General features: G+C 40.2%; 18 protein-coding genes and 1 other annotated feature. Of the genes, 2 read left to right on the top strand and 16 right to left on the bottom strand.

Annotated features, from left to right (window positions below):
• The first annotated feature begins 263 nt into the window (after positions 1 to 263).
• Together ACHBID_RS01000 and ACHBID_RS00995 are read left to right on the top strand one after the other, a co-directional pair.
• Positions 264 to 854: a type IV toxin-antitoxin system AbiEi family antitoxin domain-containing protein gene (locus ACHBID_RS01000; protein ID WP_000037239.1), complete on the top strand. Its 591-nt coding sequence runs from the start codon at positions 264 to 266 to the stop codon at positions 852 to 854.
• Entirely contained in the window at positions 851 to 1,693 is an 843-nt protein-coding gene (locus ACHBID_RS00995; protein ID WP_394731401.1) for a nucleotidyl transferase AbiEii/AbiGii toxin family protein, read from the top strand. Before ACHBID_RS01000 ends, ACHBID_RS00995 begins: the two co-directional genes overlap by 4 nt.
• A 64-nt stretch (positions 1,694 to 1,757) precedes the next feature.
• On the opposite strand, the gene ACHBID_RS00990 is transcribed toward ACHBID_RS00995, so the two are convergent.
• The 16 genes from ACHBID_RS00990 to rplJ form a co-directional block, all read right to left on the bottom strand.
• Positions 1,758 to 4,559 carry a phage tail tip lysozyme gene (locus ACHBID_RS00990; protein ID WP_394731400.1) on the bottom strand — a complete coding sequence of 934 codons (2,802 nt, stop codon included), beginning with the start codon at positions 4,557 to 4,559 and terminating at the stop codon, positions 1,758 to 1,760.
• 1 nt (position 4,560) lies between these two features.
• On the bottom strand, positions 4,561 to 6,912 hold the full coding sequence (locus ACHBID_RS00985) for a VirB4-like conjugal transfer ATPase, CD1110 family (protein ID WP_394731399.1): 2,352 nt from the start codon (positions 6,910 to 6,912) through the stop codon (positions 4,561 to 4,563).
• Entirely contained in the window at positions 6,869 to 7,222 is a 354-nt protein-coding gene (locus ACHBID_RS00980) for a PrgI family protein (RefSeq protein ID WP_394731398.1), read from the bottom strand. The genes ACHBID_RS00985 and ACHBID_RS00980 overlap by 44 nt, the downstream gene beginning before the upstream one ends.
• Positions 7,223 to 7,283: 61 nt before the next feature.
• Entirely contained in the window at positions 7,284 to 8,138 is an 855-nt protein-coding gene (locus ACHBID_RS00975; RefSeq protein ID WP_012775518.1) for a conjugal transfer protein TrbL, read from the bottom strand.
• Positions 8,139 to 8,156: 18 nt separating this feature from the next.
• Positions 8,157 to 8,399 carry a hypothetical protein gene (locus tag ACHBID_RS00970; RefSeq protein ID WP_001072171.1) on the bottom strand — a complete coding sequence of 81 codons (243 nt, stop codon included), beginning with the start codon at positions 8,397 to 8,399 and terminating at the stop codon, positions 8,157 to 8,159.
• 17 nt (positions 8,400 to 8,416) lie between these two features.
• Positions 8,417 to 10,234 carry a VirD4-like conjugal transfer protein, CD1115 family gene (locus ACHBID_RS00965; RefSeq protein WP_172087176.1) on the bottom strand — a complete coding sequence of 606 codons (1,818 nt, stop codon included), beginning with the start codon at positions 10,232 to 10,234 and terminating at the stop codon, positions 8,417 to 8,419.
• Positions 10,234 to 10,722, bottom strand: a complete 489-nt coding sequence (locus ACHBID_RS00960) for a hypothetical protein (protein ID WP_394731397.1) — start codon at positions 10,720 to 10,722, stop codon at positions 10,234 to 10,236. Before ACHBID_RS00960 ends, ACHBID_RS00965 begins: the two co-directional genes overlap by 1 nt.
• Positions 10,723 to 10,799: 77 nt before the next feature.
• The gene (locus ACHBID_RS00955) at positions 10,800 to 11,384 is read right to left on the bottom strand and encodes a CPBP family intramembrane glutamic endopeptidase (protein ID WP_394731396.1); all 585 of its coding nucleotides are present in this window, start codon (positions 11,382 to 11,384) and stop codon (positions 10,800 to 10,802) included.
• A 2-nt stretch (positions 11,385 to 11,386) separates the two neighbouring features.
• Positions 11,387 to 11,620 carry a transcriptional regulator gene (locus tag ACHBID_RS00950; RefSeq protein WP_394731395.1) on the bottom strand — a complete coding sequence of 78 codons (234 nt, stop codon included), beginning with the start codon at positions 11,618 to 11,620 and terminating at the stop codon, positions 11,387 to 11,389.
• Positions 11,621 to 11,628: 8 nt separating this feature from the next.
• Positions 11,629 to 12,012 (bottom strand): hypothetical protein, encoded by a 384-nt coding sequence (locus ACHBID_RS00945; RefSeq protein ID WP_394731394.1) that lies wholly within the window; start codon positions 12,010 to 12,012, stop codon positions 11,629 to 11,631.
• Positions 12,013 to 12,022: 10 nt separating this feature from the next.
• On the bottom strand, positions 12,023 to 12,451 hold the full coding sequence (locus ACHBID_RS00940) for a hypothetical protein (RefSeq protein WP_074411556.1): 429 nt from the start codon (positions 12,449 to 12,451) through the stop codon (positions 12,023 to 12,025).
• Complete coding sequence (gene dcm, locus ACHBID_RS00935) at positions 12,435 to 13,790, bottom strand: DNA (cytosine-5-)-methyltransferase (RefSeq protein WP_394731393.1); 1,356 nt, start codon at positions 13,788 to 13,790, stop codon at positions 12,435 to 12,437. The genes ACHBID_RS00940 and dcm overlap by 17 nt, the downstream gene beginning before the upstream one ends.
• A 149-nt stretch (positions 13,791 to 13,939) precedes the next feature.
• On the bottom strand, positions 13,940 to 14,758 hold the full coding sequence (locus ACHBID_RS00930) for a replication initiator protein A (protein ID WP_394731392.1): 819 nt from the start codon (positions 14,756 to 14,758) through the stop codon (positions 13,940 to 13,942).
• Positions 14,755 to 14,928, bottom strand: a complete 174-nt coding sequence (locus ACHBID_RS00925) for a hypothetical protein (protein WP_136628773.1) — start codon at positions 14,926 to 14,928, stop codon at positions 14,755 to 14,757. The genes ACHBID_RS00930 and ACHBID_RS00925 overlap by 4 nt, the downstream gene beginning before the upstream one ends.
• 199 nt (positions 14,929 to 15,127) lie before the next feature.
• A complete protein-coding gene (gene rplL / locus ACHBID_RS00920) occupies positions 15,128 to 15,493 on the bottom strand; it encodes a 50S ribosomal protein L7/L12 (RefSeq protein WP_105138695.1) in 366 nt (121 codons plus the stop codon).
• Between the two features lie 71 nt (positions 15,494 to 15,564).
• The gene (rplJ, locus tag ACHBID_RS00915) at positions 15,565 to 16,059 is read right to left on the bottom strand and encodes a 50S ribosomal protein L10 (protein ID WP_002936486.1); all 495 of its coding nucleotides are present in this window, start codon (positions 16,057 to 16,059) and stop codon (positions 15,565 to 15,567) included.
• Between the two features lie 27 nt (positions 16,060 to 16,086).
• Positions 16,087 to 16,221 (bottom strand) — a sequence feature (ribosomal protein L10 leader region).
• Positions 16,222 to 16,375 lie beyond the last annotated feature (154 nt).

Below are 16,375 nucleotides of genomic sequence, written 5' to 3'. Positions count from 1 at the left end.
TTCTTTTTTCTGTAGCAACAAACTGTCACTCTTTATTAGATACGAGGGCGTTAAGCGAGCACGACAAAAATAGGAGTTTTGACGAAGAACTTTCCGTTCTAGGAGAAACTCTCTTTTTTGTACAGCTCGTAGCCCAAGTTCAATACCATCATAAAAAAGAAGGCTTGATTTTGTTATCACAATAAAATGAGGGAAAAGAAAATGTTGCTTTTACACTACAAATGTTGTAAAATTGTAGTGTAAAAGCAACAAGTGGGGGCCGTATGTCAAAAAAAGAGATTCTACTCGATTTTATAGAAAAGAACAATGGAATTGTCACAAACAAAGATTGTAAAGCACTAGGTATTCCAACAATATATCTGACAAGACTAGAGAAAGAAGGCATTATCTTCCGAGTTGAAAAAGGTATTTTCCTAACCCAAAACGGAGACTATGATGAATACTACTTCTTTCAATATCGTTTTCCTAAGGCTATTTTCTCTTATATTTCGGCACTGTATCTACAACAGTTTACAGATGAAATTCCACAATATTTTGATGTGACAGTTCCTAGAGGCTACCGCTTTAATACTCCTCCAGCTAATCTAAATATTCACTTTGTCTCTAAAGAATACAGCGAGCTGGGAATGACTACTGTACCTACTCCTATGGGAAACAACGTAAGGGTATATGATTTTGAACGTATTATTTGTGATTTTGTAATACATCGAGAAAAGATTGATTCCGAACTCTTTGTCAAGACACTTCAATCTTATGGGAACTATCCTAAAAAAAATCTAGCAAAACTCTATGAATATGCGACAAAAATGAATACTTTAGAAAAAGTTAAACAAACTCTGGAGGTTCTAATATGAACAAAGCTAAATTAACAGCACTCTGTCATAAAATATCAAAGAATACTGGTTTAACCTTTAATTCCGTGATGACCTATTACTTTCTTGAAGTGATTTTGAAAAAATTAAGTCAGAGTACCTATTCAAATCACTATATCTTCAAAGGAGGATTCCTACTTTCGAATGTCATCGGAGTTGAATCTCGTAGCACTGTTGATATTGACTTTTTATTCCATCAAATAACACTATCAGAAGAAACTGTTAAACAGCAACTCAAGGAAATTTTAGCAGATTCCGAAGAAGGTATATCTTTTGTGATTCAATCAATCACAGCTATTAAAGAAAGTGATGACTATGGTGGCTATCGAGCAACAATTTCGTGCCAACTTGAGAATATTAAACAAGTTATCCATTTGGATATTGCGACAGGCGATGTTGTAACTCCTCAGCCTATTACATACGACTATAAAGCTATTTTTGATGAAGACAATTTTCCAATCATTGCTTATACAATTGAAACAATTCTAGCTGAGAAACTTCAAACCATCTATTCACGTAATTTCTTGAACAGCAGAAGCAAAGATTTTTATGATGTTTATATTCTATCAAAACTAAAGAAAGAAGATATTGACTTCATTCAGTTGAAAAATGCCTGTCAGAGAACATTTTCCTATCGCGAAACAGAACTCGATTTTGAAAAGATTATTGAACTACTCGAGAGGTTCAAATCTGACCCTATTCAGAATAAACAATGGCAAAATTATTCGAAAAAATATAGCTATACAAAGGGGATTTCCCTTGCAGATGTTCTTGATGAGATGATTCGTCTCATAGCAGTTCTTATTTCTATAAAATTCTGATTAATAGTGACCAAAAACAAAAAGGATATGCTAACATTTATACATTTTGTTAGCATATCCTTTTTTATTTCGTCGTATAAGCAAAACTCAAGCTACTATCCACTCCAGATAATTTACGGAAGGTGTAGTTTGGATTGCCATTATAGTTGGTTTCGGAGATAAGGAATGAGCCATCTGGGTAGACTTTCTCCACAAAAGCCACATGTCCGTATTCTGTTGGTGTGCCATGTCCTCCTCCCGCAAAGGAAAGGATAGCTCCTGCTTGTGGACTTGTCCCTGTCTCTCCACCGAGACTTGCGGCTGTTCGTACCCAATCTTGGCCATTGCCCATTGTACTGATAATTGGAATCTTCTCACCATTTTTACCTTTAAGTTTTAGACCCAGTTGGTTGATACGGGCTGCGACTCCCCAAGTACATTGGCCGTAGGCATATCCCATACCGTCACCACCTCCTGGAATAGAGTTCTCAAAAAGGTCTCCTCGTACAGCTTCAAGTGCTTTTGGATCGCTTTGTGCAGTCCCACCGTTGGGTTGACTAAAGCCTTTTTCAATTTGGTAATACCACTCACTTGCTCGTGTCTGACGCTCAAGTAGCTTATCCCCTGAATTTCCTTCCCAGTAAATGAGAAAGAGTTGGGCAAGACTAGCTGGACTTCCTGAATTTTTGAAGAAGTCCTTTAACCAGTTGGTGTAATAAGGACTATCCCCATGCATCATGAAATCCAGTTGTAACCCTAAGTCATACCACTTTAGATTTTTTCCTTTGGCATATTCCAACAATAAAGTATGTCTGCGTGACCCATCTGCGGTATCTGTCCATTGGCCTAAGCCTAAACCACGTTTAAGAATATTTGGGTAACGTCCATTGTATATAGTTGGACCATTGAGTGAGAGCCAGCCCTCATCATCCCACGAACTGTCTGTCGCACCAATAGGGGGAGATAGATAGTCGCCCTCTGCACGCTTGGGATTAATAGAGGATTCTACCGACCAATTTCCTAAAATAGCTGCTATAGCTTGATTTGTCGCACCTTTGCTTTTAAGATAGTCATAAATTGCCTTGGCTCTCTCGAACTCATCGCCGCCAAACTGACCGATAGTTGGAAGAATAGTGGTCTGAACCTGGATTACTTTTGGAAAGTAGAAAGCTGGATTGACATAGACCAACTTATCCGTGTCATCATCAACCTTTTGATAGGTGACTTTTAGACCCGTTCCGTCCTTGGTTTGACCAATAATGTCTCCTGCCAAGACTTGTTGATTTTCGCTCACTCGGCCTGAATGAATGCCAAACAAGGTTAGTTTAGTCTTATTCACTCCCTTACCAGATGTCAAAATAACATTCTCTCCATCAAGAGATACCTTGCCATCCATCGGAGACACAATGACTTGACCTTCTTTTGCTTCTAAGATGATATGGTGATGAAGCGTTGGTTTCTCATCAATGACCTCATAACCATATCGGTAGGTCATGCTTAAGCTATCCTCATCGGTCTGTCCCTGAAAGGGATTGTCCAATTCTTGAAGGGCTAGATAGTTGCCTCCTTCTGTCAACTCCTTTAACTCTTCCTGGTCCTCATCAGACAGCTTGTAAGCAGGTTCTTTATATAAGTCAGACATGGATTTAATAGAATCTCCACCATTTAAGTCTGTCCACACTTGACTGAGAAACGCTTTGTAGGTCACACCACCTGCTTCCATGAAATCGTCAAGCTTATAGTCTTGGTATTGATGATTCATGTAAACCATGACCTCATCAATCTTAGTGTAAAAGGTAATTCCCTTTTCGTTGGTTCTTGTATGTTCCGCATCTTCCAACGTCATGTGGGTATAACTCTTACTCAATTCTATTTCATCTTGTTGAATGACACTACTACCTGAGACACTCATGAAAAAGCTCATCATCAAAAGGAGTATCAAGAGAAGGCCTGAGACAATCCAAGTCAAAGGATTTCCCGCAATTGCAGAAAAGAAGGTCAGACTTCCCTTAATGGCTTGGGCAATCCCCTTAACTCCTGCTAGACTGTGCTTTCTGGCATGCTCTAAAAAGGTTTGGTAGCGTCTTTGTGGTTTAAAATGTTTCTGGCGTGTGAATCCTTTTCCCTTTTTGAAGTTCTGGAATCGTTCCTTTCCATGAGCCACTTTCGTCTTTGTATAACGCACACCAGTCTGTCCACTTTTCACCGCCACTTTACCAGCTTGATAGGTAAACCTGCCATAGCGTCTGGCTTTCAAACTAGTATCCTTTAAGGTTCTAAAACCTTCTAAATCATCATCCTGTGCCACCAAGTCAAGCGATTCAGATGCAACTAAGCCTAATCCAACTTTGACTTTGGTAGAGTTTTTCTTAGTCTTTTGGACTTTCTTGAGTTGTTTAACCTCACGCTTGGCAGAACTTACGTCTTTTTCTGCACTGAGTCGATCAAATGATTTTTCTTGGTGAAACTGAAAGCGAGACTTCAGGGAAGGATTTTCTTTTTGGAAAGTAAACTTGGGATTAACTACCTGCTGTTTCTCACTTAGTTTCACTTCTGACAGATGTTTTCTTGCCGTCCGCAAACGTTCTTGAGCTTGCGGAAGTCGATAGTTCTTGATTTCCTTTACCTTCAACAGTTTAGGAGAAACATAGGTAATTTCTTTTAGGAACTTCTCTTCTGCTTCCTTTTGGCTACTGAGTAGATTTTCTTTTAACTCTATTTTCTTATCTTGAAAAAGAGAATTTTGGGCTGGTTTTCGAAATCTTCCTTTTTTAGGAACAGTCTGTCTTAAGGTCCTAACTTCTTTCCGATAATGTATACGGGCCGATTTTAAGTTGCTTCGAAAGTTTTGCCTAGCCTGTTTGACTAGCTTTTTATCCTCTTTCATCTCATGTCCTCATTTTTTCAGGGTCCGTACTCATGATGTCAAAGAGCTTGGTGTGTTGTGGAATCTTATTTTTAAATGGAACAACGGTTGAACCGGCCTTGATTAGCCCAGCACCTTTTTCAGGATTGACCAAGTATTTCTCCAGTTCCTTGGAAAGTCCAAGCATATGCACCAATTCTTCTCGATCGCTCTTAGCCTGTTTTAAAAGAATCATGAACTCGCTATTGGCAATAATGCGTCTGCCGTTGGCATCCAAAAGAAGAGTTTCTACATTCTGAGTAATGCCTGTCGGTATCGCCCCATACTTACGGACACGACTCCAAAGTTTAAAGAAGAAATCAGAGGCATATTTGTCCAATAAGAGTAGCTGCATTTCATCAAAGTAAATCCAGGTCTTCTTACCTAGCTTTTGGTTTTTGACCACCCGATTCCAAATCTGGTCAAAGATAACCATGAGGGCAATCTGTTTTAATTCATCGCCTAACTTTTTGACATTGTAAATCAGGAAATGACTGTCTGTTTTAATATTGGTCCGATGTGAAAATATGTCCAGCGACCCTTCCACATAGAGTTCCATATCCAGTGCCAAGTCCTTAGCTTCCTGTTCAGGTTGTTGAGCTAAGACAAAGACCCATTCGACCAGGGACGGTGTGTTAAAATGCTTATAGGTGAGTCGTGTCACACGGTCAATCAAGGATTTTTCACGACCATCCATTTTGCGATCCAAGAGCTTCCCAATCCAAGATAAGAGAAATTCGGACTTGACCTTAACTGGATCCTCATCCATATTCTCATCTGATAAATCTAAGACATTTAAGAAGGTAGTGGAATCTGGAGCAATATCAATACTCTCCCCACCAAAGGCTTGACCGATAATACTATACTCATTTTCTGGGTCAACAATAATAATTTCAGTATCACTATCTGCTTCCTTGAGCTTAGTAGAGATGATTTCGTGTTTTGTCGCCATCCCTTTGCCAGCTCCAGAAGTCCCTAAAATCAAACCTGACGGAGTATTTAACTTACCACGGTCAATACTGATGATATTACTTGAGATTTGATTGATGCCATAAAATTTCCCACCCTTGTCCTGAATATCAACGGAAGTCCAAGGTGCATTCACGGCAATGTTTGAAGTCAATAGAGACCGAGAAACACCTTCAAGATAGTTCTTCCCAAATGGCAAGAGACTATTAAATGCAGCTTCTTGCATATAGGTCAAGTTATCGATAATCATATCATTAGACCCTGCCACTTGCTTGATAATATCAAGAGATTGTTTGAGTTGGTCTTCAGTATCCGCCAGCACGCCAATTAGAAATACGGTGTCAAACAGTTTATCTCCTGTTTGGGTCATGGTTTGAAGAAGAGCTTCCGCTTCATCGATATTGTTTTCAAGAACATGGCCGACCTTCTCCAAATAGATGCCTGTCCGAGCCATCTTTTGTTGTTCCCCAATCTTTTGCGATTCCATCAAGGTTTTCTTGGTTCGTAGCTTGGTCATGGTTTCAGACTTGGTGGAGCCTTTAGCATGTAGGCTAATCATCACTTCCAAATCTGACTGCATGAGGTCACGAATAAATTTATCCCCTAGCTCCATACCATAGTCACGAACATAGACAATCTGTAATAATCGATCGTCCAATTCAATATGATTCTTGTGTTTAAAGGAAAGGTAGGTTGGGGCCATAAAGTGTTTGGTGGATTGACCTGACAGGGTCAAATCCTTGTAAGAGAACGGTAAATGATTTTCACCTCGTAACATATCCGCAAGGACATTCACTCGCTCCTCTCCACCAAGCAGACCAAGAGACACATCAATCTCAGAAAAGCCACTCTTGAAATATTCTCCAATTTGAGACAGAGAACGAAAAGCTAGTTTTGGTGTTTGGTCGCTCTTGCCAAATGAAAGAAACTTGACAGCCGAAAAGTTGTTCTCACCCGCCTCTAAGTTGGCATCCATCATGCGGTTCAATTCATCACGATAAGCATCAAACCCATCTTCCTGTAAGGGATAGAGAATACTCTTACGGAATTTTTCCAAATTGACCTTTTGATTGAAAATGGTCAGTTGGAAATTGGTCTTATCATCCAGTGAATTGATTAAATCGGAATATTTTTCAACTATAGCTCCTTTATCATCTAAGCCAACTGTTTGATAATTGACATCTCCTAAGAGATAGGTTTGTGAGAAATAACTTGGACTGACCTGCATAAGGCCATTTTGAAAAAGTCCTTGATAAGCTAACGTATTTACGGTAGAAGGTCTGATCTCCTGCTTCTGTGCTTTCGTCTTTTGCTTTTTGTCATTAGAAGAGGTCTTTGGTTTCATTGAGTGTTTTAATTTTTTCACGTTGGTCTCCTTTTCTTCCAGTTATTGTACGGTCTGGCACCGTTAGTTCATAATGAAATCGGTACCTGAGATAGGTTTCAAATGGTAAGTCATTGGGGCGATAGACTCCAAATAACATGAGTGGAATGGTGAAGCTAAAAACAAAACCATAGACAAACCAATCCCCAAATTGCCAGTAAAATAGGTTCAAACCCAATACCAAAATGGTTATGGCGACGGCTGGAAATACAAAAATAACCTGTCTAGTTGTAAATCCTAGCCATGCCCTGTGTTGAACCTTTGAGATGTCCTTAAAGACACGAGTGTTCATAAATGTTCTCCAATCTATGTAAGCTATAAAAAGAGGAGGCGGGCAATTTACTCCCATCCTCCTACATCCCCAAAATACTTCGGGCGGTCCGTTGACTGCCAACCAAGGCAATGATTAACAATATGGCCTGTACCAAGCCACCAAACATAATGGCGAGTGATTCCATAACTCCAGCTCCATTTGATACGGCAATCTTTCCAGCCGATTCAAACAAGGGAACAAGAGATACAATTAGAAAAATCAAAATACCTTGAACGGCATAGACCATGATGTTTTTAAGGTAACCAATCCCAACACTTCTCCAGTCATCACTAAGGAAGGTCGGAATGGTAACAGGGGCAAAAGGAATCATCAGATAGAGTTGGATAAAGCGAATGGTAATCAAGATATTGACAACCATGATGCTGGCCATTCGTACCAACCAAATGAGAATCGCAAAAAAGCCAATAATCATTTTTCCTACAATTCCAGATCCCTTAATGCCTGAGATGGTATCGTAATTAGCACCACCATTCGTGACAAGACTTGCCACTTGTTCAATAACATAAGAGGCAAGGGCAATAATGGCTTCCACAATAACCGTCGTATTGGTAATCACGACCGCGACCATGATGTAGCTGACAATCATAGGTGCCATGGCTTCGAAGGTCATTGCACCACCTGAGTTTGCGATTTTCTTGGCCATTTTTGAAAATTCGAGTACGAGAACAACCGCAAGAATAGCTACTCCCAAGGGCTGCATAATCCCCTTGGTAATGGCTGTCATGTAAGACCACACCGTCGGATTAAAGTCCGCTAGTGACTTAACCAAGTTGGCGGTTGATTCTAAATCCACTTGAAACCCTTCAAAAAGGCTGTCGCTAGATACTTTTTCAGAGGCTAGAAATACAAAAGGTGACGTAAAATTCATTATCATGTCATGTGCTGTCCTCCCCTAAATGGTAATCTGAGTCACAAAAGCACCAGCGGCTCCCACCATGACCCCACCAACAATTTCTAGAATAGCATTTCGGACACCTGGCCCACCATCTTTAATGTTGGTTGAAAGGTTGATAATGCCCATGACAACAAGAAAGGCTCCTACTGCAATTAAGCCTTTTTGTAATAGAGACATAGCCTGGGAGAACATGGAGCTGGCGTCCACTCCATAAACAAAGCCTGATAGTTTTTGATTCATATAATTCCTCATTTCTATTAATGTAGTGTCGTTTCTGTGCTTAAATCCCTAATTCTATGACCTGACAAATCTACTTCATCCTCAGCGATTAGGGGATCGATGTGATAGTGCCACCAGCGTTCATCAGATTCCTTATCCGCAAGCCATTTCCAATTCTTATGTTTGAGTGGAAAATATTTCTTGGTTCGAAAAACAGGAATCCCTGCAATGCGTACGAGGCACTCATCTCGTTTCATATTCCCTACTTCATCAGCCGTCATCAAGTCACGGGCAATTTTCTGGTGAGAGGTCGAACTTGAACCAGTCTGCCCAAAAGAACGACTGGTGCTTCTGACATCAACGGTTTGTTTGCCTAGAAGACTACTCATAAATTTGAAAGTTTCCTCGTCATTTCCACCCAAATAGAGGAGGCTGTCACAGTTCCCCAGTATAGTTTTCCAAGCCTCTTTTTCCTTATAAAGTCCTTGGAGTTGAGCAATATTTTGCAAGATTGGAACTAAGCTCATGTTTCTAGAGCGAACTGTTGAGGTTTGTTCGGCAAAGTCTGGGATTTCTCCGACATTCGCAAACTCATCCAGATAGCTTCTAACATGAATCGGCAGTTGCCCTTTAAAGTCAACATCAGCCTGCCTGGTCAAAGTGGAGAAAACCGTAGAGAAAAATAAAGCAGATAGGAAACGAAAGGTAGTGTCATTATCTGGAATAACAAGATAGACCATGGTCTTTTGAGTGCCCCACGTTTTCAAATCCATAGTGTCTCTTTGCGTCAAATCAATCACCGATTGGATATTAAAAAGGGCAAATTTAGCTGTTGTGACCGCAATCACCGAATCCAAGGTCTTATCCTTATAGTTTTGGAAATCCGCCCAGTTTCGCATGGTAAAGTTCTCGTGACCGTATTTTTTAGCGTAATCTTCAAACAGGACTTCAAGAACACTTTTGTCCTGTTTATCTCCTTTTGATAAGAGTTTGATGAGTTTCCCAATCTCAGAAAAGGCTGGATAACGGCCACGCTTACGTCTTGCTTCCTGCTCTTGCTTGGAACTTCCTGGTGGATTGTAAAAATCCACCAAGTAAGAGGCAATAGCTCTCACCAATGTCATGGAAGCCTCGTCCCAAAATGGATCACTGCGTGAACCATTTCCTTTGGTATTATTAAAATAGACCGTTAACATGCGGTTCAAATCATTCTCTGTTTCTACATAACGAAAGGAATTAAAACCGTCCGAATTGGTCATATTAACCAAGTCTAAAACCTTGACCTGATAACCGTTTTCTAAAAAGAGTTTACCTGTCTTCTCAGCCAAATGGTCTTTCGGATCTACGACAATATTGGAACAATTAAGTTGGATAAGGTTGGGTTTAACAAATCGAAAGGTCTTGCCTGCCCCAGAACCCCCAATGACAATCAAATTTTTATTTCGGTCAAACTGGGGTTTCTTCTTTTCCAACAAGGTTAGACGAACATCACGAGCCAAAATCGTGTCATTGAAAGGATTCTTACTGTAAAAGTTCCGCTTTTCCTTACTGGTTCCAAATCGTGCAGAACCGTATTCTTCCCCTTCTCGATAGACCTTCTGTCCTGTCGATACATAAAGATAGACTATTGTCATCGTTAGAACCCCAAGGATAAAGGCAAGAAGAGATTTTTGAGTAAAGGAAAATAGCCATAAAGGATTGAAAACCTGATTTAACCCCCCTCCTAAGAGGTAGGCAAAACGTTCCATAGGTGGGGCATTGGTTAAACTATCATAGAGTAGGGTTAGACGATGGCAGAAATAGCCAAAGGCGAGACCCAAGAGTCCAAAAACAAATGCTTTTTGCCTGGAATACATTACAAGGTCACCTCCTTGGTTTTGACTGCCGAAGGTTCTGTCACTCTAATTTTCTCTTTGGCCAGTTCTATCTCTTGGTCCAAGGTTTTATCAAAGGTTAAACCTTCTAGCTTCTCTGGATTAGACATCAGTTTCTTCAACAATTCATCCAAGTGATGATCGAGCAAGGTCTTATCCTTGGAATAAAAGTAGAGATAGTCTTTTTGCCAACTAATTGCGATTGGCAGTTTTTCTGACTCCATCAACTCCTTAAATTTCTCCACATCGATTGGCTTATCTAGAATGTCTTTACTAACATCAATCGCTTCAATGACGTAAGGGCTTTGAAGGAGTTCTTCCAGTTTTTGAACCCCAATCTTATAAGCTGAATCTTGAGCCAAGGCTTGCCTAGCCGACCACCCTAAGAGCTTTAAGAGGGTTCTAACTGTCAATAAACTACTTCTTTCCACGTATTGCATCGCTTGACGTTCTTGTTGTTCAGATGACATGGTGACCTCCTCTTTTTTTCGATTCCCTATCAAACATAAGGTGCTTCCATAATACGGAAGCACTCTTGATTTTGGTATCACAAGAAAGTTACGACATAAGCCAAACTATTCCAAAGTAAATGTAAGGCGATTGCCGTCATACAATCAGCTTTCAATCGAACAACAGCCAGGGTCAAGCCAAGACAGCTATAGATGAGCCAACTCCCGAACTGAATAGGACCATGGGCTAGAGCAAAGAGAAAACTGGTCACTCCTATTTGTACAAAAGGGAATGTCAAGTTTTCCCACAGCAGTTGCCTATAAACTACCTCTTCAAGAACACTTGCATTAACCAAAAACAATAAAAAGATAAGATGGGGAACCTGCTTTCCAACTTCTACCAATACCTCTTGATTCCTAGTCTGAGCTGGAAATAGAAAACTGATAAAGACTGCAAAAGCAACCATACACGCAAAACCAAGAAGCAACCATCTTAGGCGATTTTGTATGGTCATATTTTTTGATTGAATAGTTTTGTGATGAGTAATCTCTAGACAAGCTACACCTAAAAGAAGCATTTGTAGCAGGATTAAGACCTTAATCGTCATATAGTCATGCAGGTATAAACTCACAAGAAGACCGTTAAGCTGTATGGCTAGATAATACAACACTATCCTTATCATAGTCACCTCTTGAATAAATCTTCATAATCAATATCTAAGACTATAACAATTCGCTCAACCCACCTTGTTTGTGGCATTAGACGATTGGATTTGTAATGCCGTAATTTTTGATAGAGGCGATTAAACTCACTTGGATAAACATATTGACCTTGGAATACTTTGCGAGCTAGTTCTGCCCAAGTGAGTTCTTTTTCTGCCAGAATGATTTCTAAATTGTCCCAAAATCGTTCATTCATCTTCACACCTACCCTGTCACTTGTTTCATCAGACTGGCCTGAAACAGTTCTTCTTTTACCTGTCTGGGAAGAAAGGTTCTCACTTCGTCTAGCCCAATAGCTGGATAGACATGATTCTGACAGACAATGAGTGGCAAACGAAGGTTTTGGTCTGGCTTTTGGAGAATAAGCTGAATCATCTCATTCAAACTTATCGAATATTGACGCTTAAAGCAAAGAAATCGTGGCGACAGCAACTCAAAACAATCCGTGGTTTTCGCAAAGAGTGACAGTAAGATTTCACGGTTTACATCACACGCTTTTATACAACGATAAGTCACACCATAGGTCGTCAAAATAGTTAGTAAATCTTGATTTGTATTGGCATTATTTCCTAGATATACCTCAATCATAGGCTCCTCCTTATAGGGTTAGGCTATTTTCAACTGTTTGTTCAAGAGTTGAGAAATAGCGACTCATATCAATGGGCATCCGTCCTTCACCAAAGCACTTGACCGTCACTAAAGTCGTTAAAATGCCATCCTTTCCTCTAGCAGAATAATTTTCACCAAAGGCACGAAAGGCCAGGTGATTGTCTTTCGTCAATAGTGTATCTACACCATTTTTAATATCCCTAGTTTCCATAAAATCCGAAATCCGATGAAGATTGGATTCGTAGAATAGGGGGTCATTCATCTCTTTGTGGTAATCATCTTCAAAAGTCACCTCAAAGTCACAATCAAAATTGGGGAGCGACAGTATCTTTTGTAATAACTGATTGGTTTCAACTTGGTGAATACGTTCTTCTAATTCAGTACAATCTAAGATACTTTTCTTATGTAGTAGGTTCATATTTTTCTTCCTCTTCTATTCTTCTAAATTCTCTGGCAATGGCTTCAATAACTGTGACAGTCACGCTATTGCCGGCCTGTTTGTATAGTTGGCTCTTACTAGAAACACTCTCTGCTCTTTCATAAGCCCAGTCAGGAAAGCCTTGAAGTCTGAAACACTCTCTTGGTGTCAGTCGTCTTATTCTCAGGCGATAAAGTTTCCCCTCTAAGACAATGCCTGTGACTTCATACCACTTATCCTGTCGATATTCCAGAGCAGCAACCACCACTCCCATATTGTCTGAAGTCGTCAGAGTATTGGATATTCCCTTTCCCACACGTCCCCTACGTTTGGTTGAGGCTGGATAAGCCAGATTGACAGAGTCTCCAAGAGTTGCCTTTGCGTACCCTGTTTTTGTGGCTTCCTTGATTTTCAGAAATGGCAGCTCCTCCCTCAGCAAAATCTTTGGCACCTTGTCTCCACCTTGCATGGTGGTCAAGGTCGGTGACAAGCCAGAAATGTCAAATACTCTACCGGTCTGGTCAAAGCTAGTCGGCAGATTTCCTGCGACAACAACCCCGTGTCTGTCTTGACTGGTCAAAGTAAACATAGGGTCTTGATTGTCCTTAAATCGACGACCATGTTGGCGTTTTTCTAGTCTATCTGGTGTTAAGACTGGAATGGCGATTTTTGCACCCTCTCCTTTACCTCTTGTTAGTGTAGGAGCAAGTCCACTCGTCAGATAGACTTCACCATTCAAACCACGTTTAGAGGGATTGATATTTCCTAGCCTTTCAAGATGAGCTGGGCTGTTTTCTCTTCTGAGAGGAAATATGAATCTGGAACGGTATCTTCTAGAATGTCCGATAATAAAGACCCGTTCTCTGTTTTGGGGCACTTGGAAGTCCTTACTGTTAAGCACCTGCCATTCGACATCATACCCCAATTCATCCAGCGTGGAGAGGATTGTGGCGAACGTCCGTCCCTTGTCGTGATTGAGTAGGCCTTTGACGTTTTCCAAAAATAGAAAACGTGGTTGGATTTGTTTGGCCGCTCGAGCAATCTCAAAAAAGAGAGTCCCTCGAGTATCTTCAAATCCCAATCGTCTGCCTGCGAGTGAAAATGCTTGGCAAGGAAATCCCCCGCAGATGATGTCCACTTGCCCTCTAAATTGTCTAAAGTCATGGTCTGTGACCTCTTTAATGTCATGGTATTCTATTTCCCCTTCCGTATTAAACATGGCTTTGTAGGATGTTCTAGCGAATTTATCAATTTCACAAAAGCCTAAACACTCATTGCCCTGTGATTCCATTCCTAGTCTAAAACCACCTATCCCAGCAAATAAATCTAAAAATTTCATTTTTCCTCTCTTTCCAAATAAAAAAGAGCCTTACGATTTGTAAAACTCTTGCCTATATATGATCATCCATTTCTGGTGCACGGATGATTTCAACAATCAAAATGATGATAGAAATCAAATAGATTCCACCTAGTATCCACCAAATCATCTTAATCACCTCCCTTTACTTCTTGTCGCCTCAGTTGCTTGGTCCACTCTGACAGCACACCATTAAACACGTATTCAGCTATCACTTCCGCTGACCGAGCAAATCGCATATGTTCCAATGCATACTGATAACGATCACTAAAATAGATCATGGCATAGTCACTAGCCGACTGTGATAGACCTGTCTGTCTTAGCTGGTCATGAACCAGACCCCAAATATAGTCTCGATCGTACTTGGTCACAGCATCGACTTTTGAAGAAAAGTTTTCTTCTTGTTTGTCATCTACTAGCTGAATCTCCTCCTCGTCCTCAATAAGAAAATCATTCCCTTCAGTTTCACTATATTTAGTCTCACTTCCTTCAGTCTCACTAGGGGCTGAATTTAAGACCGGCCCCGTCTTACTCTGAGACCCCCCTAGTGTTTTTTTAACACTAGCCCCGTTTGAATCTAAGACTGGGGTAGGTTCATGTTCTAATTCCCCCAAGTAAATTTTATTGGCCATACGACCTTTTTCGCTAGAGGACTGTTGGACTTCATCAATTAAGCCATATTCACGTAAAGTTTTCTTAATAGAAAGTAATTTAGACTTTGAACAGCCTAAAAGTGCCATCAGATTTGAATTAGAATAAATCAAAAAAATAGCCCCATCTTCATCAATCCAACCTTTACTCAAAGACAACTCCAACCGATCTTTTAAAACCGCGTAGGCTACCTTAACCTCCAGCTTCATATCATTATAACGTTCACTCTCAAACAAAACTTTAGGGAGTTTATAATATCGCTCTGATGTCTGATATTGATTAGCTGTAATTCGTTTCATGATTGTCCCTCCAAGACTAATATTCCAACATTTCCAAATTCATCAAATCGGATTAAACCTACTTGTTCCATTTCATCAATTAGCTGAGTTGCTTTCTCAATATCAACTCCCAAGATAGACGCGAGATGACACATCACCATTTGACGTGATGATTGTTCCTTCTTTTGCATAATTAACTCCAAAACGCAAAAAAAGGGGCAGACAATTTAATGTCTACCCCCGAAAATTTATTAAAACAAAAATCCTGCCAAAGAATTTTTGGCAGGATTTTTGGCAGGAAACCAAATCAATTTATCAGTTTCTTTCAATCGCTTATCGCTCTCAAAGACTGGTAAATAGGGATTCCGCAATCTAATTATGATGTGACTCTTATTTAAGAGTAACTGAAGCGCCAGCTTCTTCCAATTTAGCTTTGATTTCTTCAGCTTCTGCAGTTGCAACGCCTTCTTTAACAAGAGCTGGTGCACCGTCAACAAGTTCTTTAGCTTCTTTAAGGCCAAGACCTGTGATTTCACGTACAACTTTGATAACGCCAACTTTTTTGTCGCCAGCAGATGTCAATTCTACGTCGAATGAATCTTTAGCTTCTTCAGCAGCACCACCAGCTGCAGCAACAGCTACAGGAGCAGCCGCAGTTACACCAAATTCTTCTTCGATAGCTTTTACAAGGTCGTTAAGCTCAAGGATAGTAGCTTCTTTAATTTCAGCAATAATGTTTTCAATGTTCAATGCCATTGTGATTTTCCTCCAATTTAGGTTTTTAAATAGTTTGTAGCACTAAGCAGCTACGCTCTGACGCGATTTGATTAAGCTGCGTCTTCTTTTTCTGCAACAGCTTTGACAGCGTATGCAACGTTTCGAACTGGTGCTTGAAGTACTGAAAGCAACATAGAAAGCATGCCTTCGCGGTTTGGCAATGTAGCAAGTGCTTCGATTTCTTCTTTAGAAGAAACTTTACCTTCTACAGCTCCACCTTTGATTTCAAGAGCATCAGCAGTTTTCGCGAAATCGTAAATTGTTTTAGCTGGAGCAACAGCATCGTTTGAGAACGCTACTGCAGATGGACCTACAAACAATTCTGCAAGACCTTCAAGACCAGCTTGCTCAGCAGCACGACGCAAGATTGAGTTTTTGATAACTTTATACTCAACTTCTGCACCACGCAAGTTACGACGAAGAACAGTATCTTGCTCTACAGTCAAACCACGCGCATCAACCACAACGATAGATGTTGCAGCTTTCATTTGCTCAGCAACGGCATTCACTAATTCCGCTTTTTTAGCGATAATAGCTTCTGACATTTCGTTTACCTCCGTTTTTATTTTGGGCTAGGCACAAAAAAATCGCACCTAAACCTAGACACGAAAGTACAAACACGTTTATATCCATAATCGTTTTGTGCCTCGGTAGGATGTTTATGAGTCTAGCTCCCCTACTGTCTTAGGTCAGTTTTTTCAAACCTCAATTATGATAACATAGTCTAGTTTAGAATGCAAGAAAAATATCTCTATTTTTTTATTTTTTGTTAGATTTCACTCAGAACGAAAGTTCTATAATGAAGTTAGCCACCCCAACCTAGCCAAAAAACAGCTGTTTCAACTGGTTCAGCTGTCTGTT

It is taken from the genome of Streptococcus sp. A25 (assembly GCF_043674095.1).
GTDB classification, from domain to species: domain Bacteria; phylum Bacillota; class Bacilli; order Lactobacillales; family Streptococcaceae; genus Streptococcus; species Streptococcus suis_V.
This window is presented reverse-complemented; position numbering and strand designations above follow the sequence as displayed.

Bases quoted from the DNA above. Each gene is read 5' to 3' on its own strand.
- ACHBID_RS00930 (WP_394731392.1), bottom strand. From the start codon at position 14,758: ATGAAACGAATTACAGCTAATCAATATCAGACATCAGAGCGATATTAT.
- ACHBID_RS00990 (WP_394731400.1), bottom strand. From the start codon at position 4,559: ATGAAAGAGGATAAAAAGCTAGTCAAACAGGCTAGGCAAAACTTTCGA.
- ACHBID_RS00940 (WP_074411556.1), bottom strand. From the start codon at position 12,451: ATGAACCTACTACATAAGAAAAGTATCTTAGATTGTACTGAATTAGAA.
- ACHBID_RS00955 (WP_394731396.1), bottom strand. From the start codon at position 11,384: ATGATAAGGATAGTGTTGTATTATCTAGCCATACAGCTTAACGGTCTT.
- rplJ (WP_002936486.1), bottom strand. From the start codon at position 16,059: ATGTCAGAAGCTATTATCGCTAAAAAAGCGGAATTAGTGAATGCCGTT.
- ACHBID_RS00965 (WP_172087176.1), bottom strand. From the start codon at position 10,234: ATGTATTCCAGGCAAAAAGCATTTGTTTTTGGACTCTTGGGTCTCGCC.
- dcm (WP_394731393.1), bottom strand. From the start codon at position 13,790: ATGAAATTTTTAGATTTATTTGCTGGGATAGGTGGTTTTAGACTAGGA.
- ACHBID_RS00950 (WP_394731395.1), bottom strand. From the start codon at position 11,620: ATGAATGAACGATTTTGGGACAATTTAGAAATCATTCTGGCAGAAAAA.
- ACHBID_RS00925 (WP_136628773.1), bottom strand. From the start codon at position 14,928: ATGCAAAAGAAGGAACAATCATCACGTCAAATGGTGATGTGTCATCTC.
- rplL (WP_105138695.1), bottom strand. From the start codon at position 15,493: ATGGCATTGAACATTGAAAACATTATTGCTGAAATTAAAGAAGCTACT.
- ACHBID_RS00945 (WP_394731394.1), bottom strand. From the start codon at position 12,012: ATGATTGAGGTATATCTAGGAAATAATGCCAATACAAATCAAGATTTA.
- ACHBID_RS00995 (WP_394731401.1), top strand. From the start codon at position 851: ATGAACAAAGCTAAATTAACAGCACTCTGTCATAAAATATCAAAGAAT.
- ACHBID_RS01000 (WP_000037239.1), top strand. From the start codon at position 264: ATGTCAAAAAAAGAGATTCTACTCGATTTTATAGAAAAGAACAATGGA.
- ACHBID_RS00970 (WP_001072171.1), bottom strand. From the start codon at position 8,399: ATGAATCAAAAACTATCAGGCTTTGTTTATGGAGTGGACGCCAGCTCC.
- ACHBID_RS00975 (WP_012775518.1), bottom strand. From the start codon at position 8,138: ATGATAATGAATTTTACGTCACCTTTTGTATTTCTAGCCTCTGAAAAA.
- ACHBID_RS00980 (WP_394731398.1), bottom strand. From the start codon at position 7,222: ATGAACACTCGTGTCTTTAAGGACATCTCAAAGGTTCAACACAGGGCA.
- ACHBID_RS00960 (WP_394731397.1), bottom strand. From the start codon at position 10,722: ATGTCATCTGAACAACAAGAACGTCAAGCGATGCAATACGTGGAAAGA.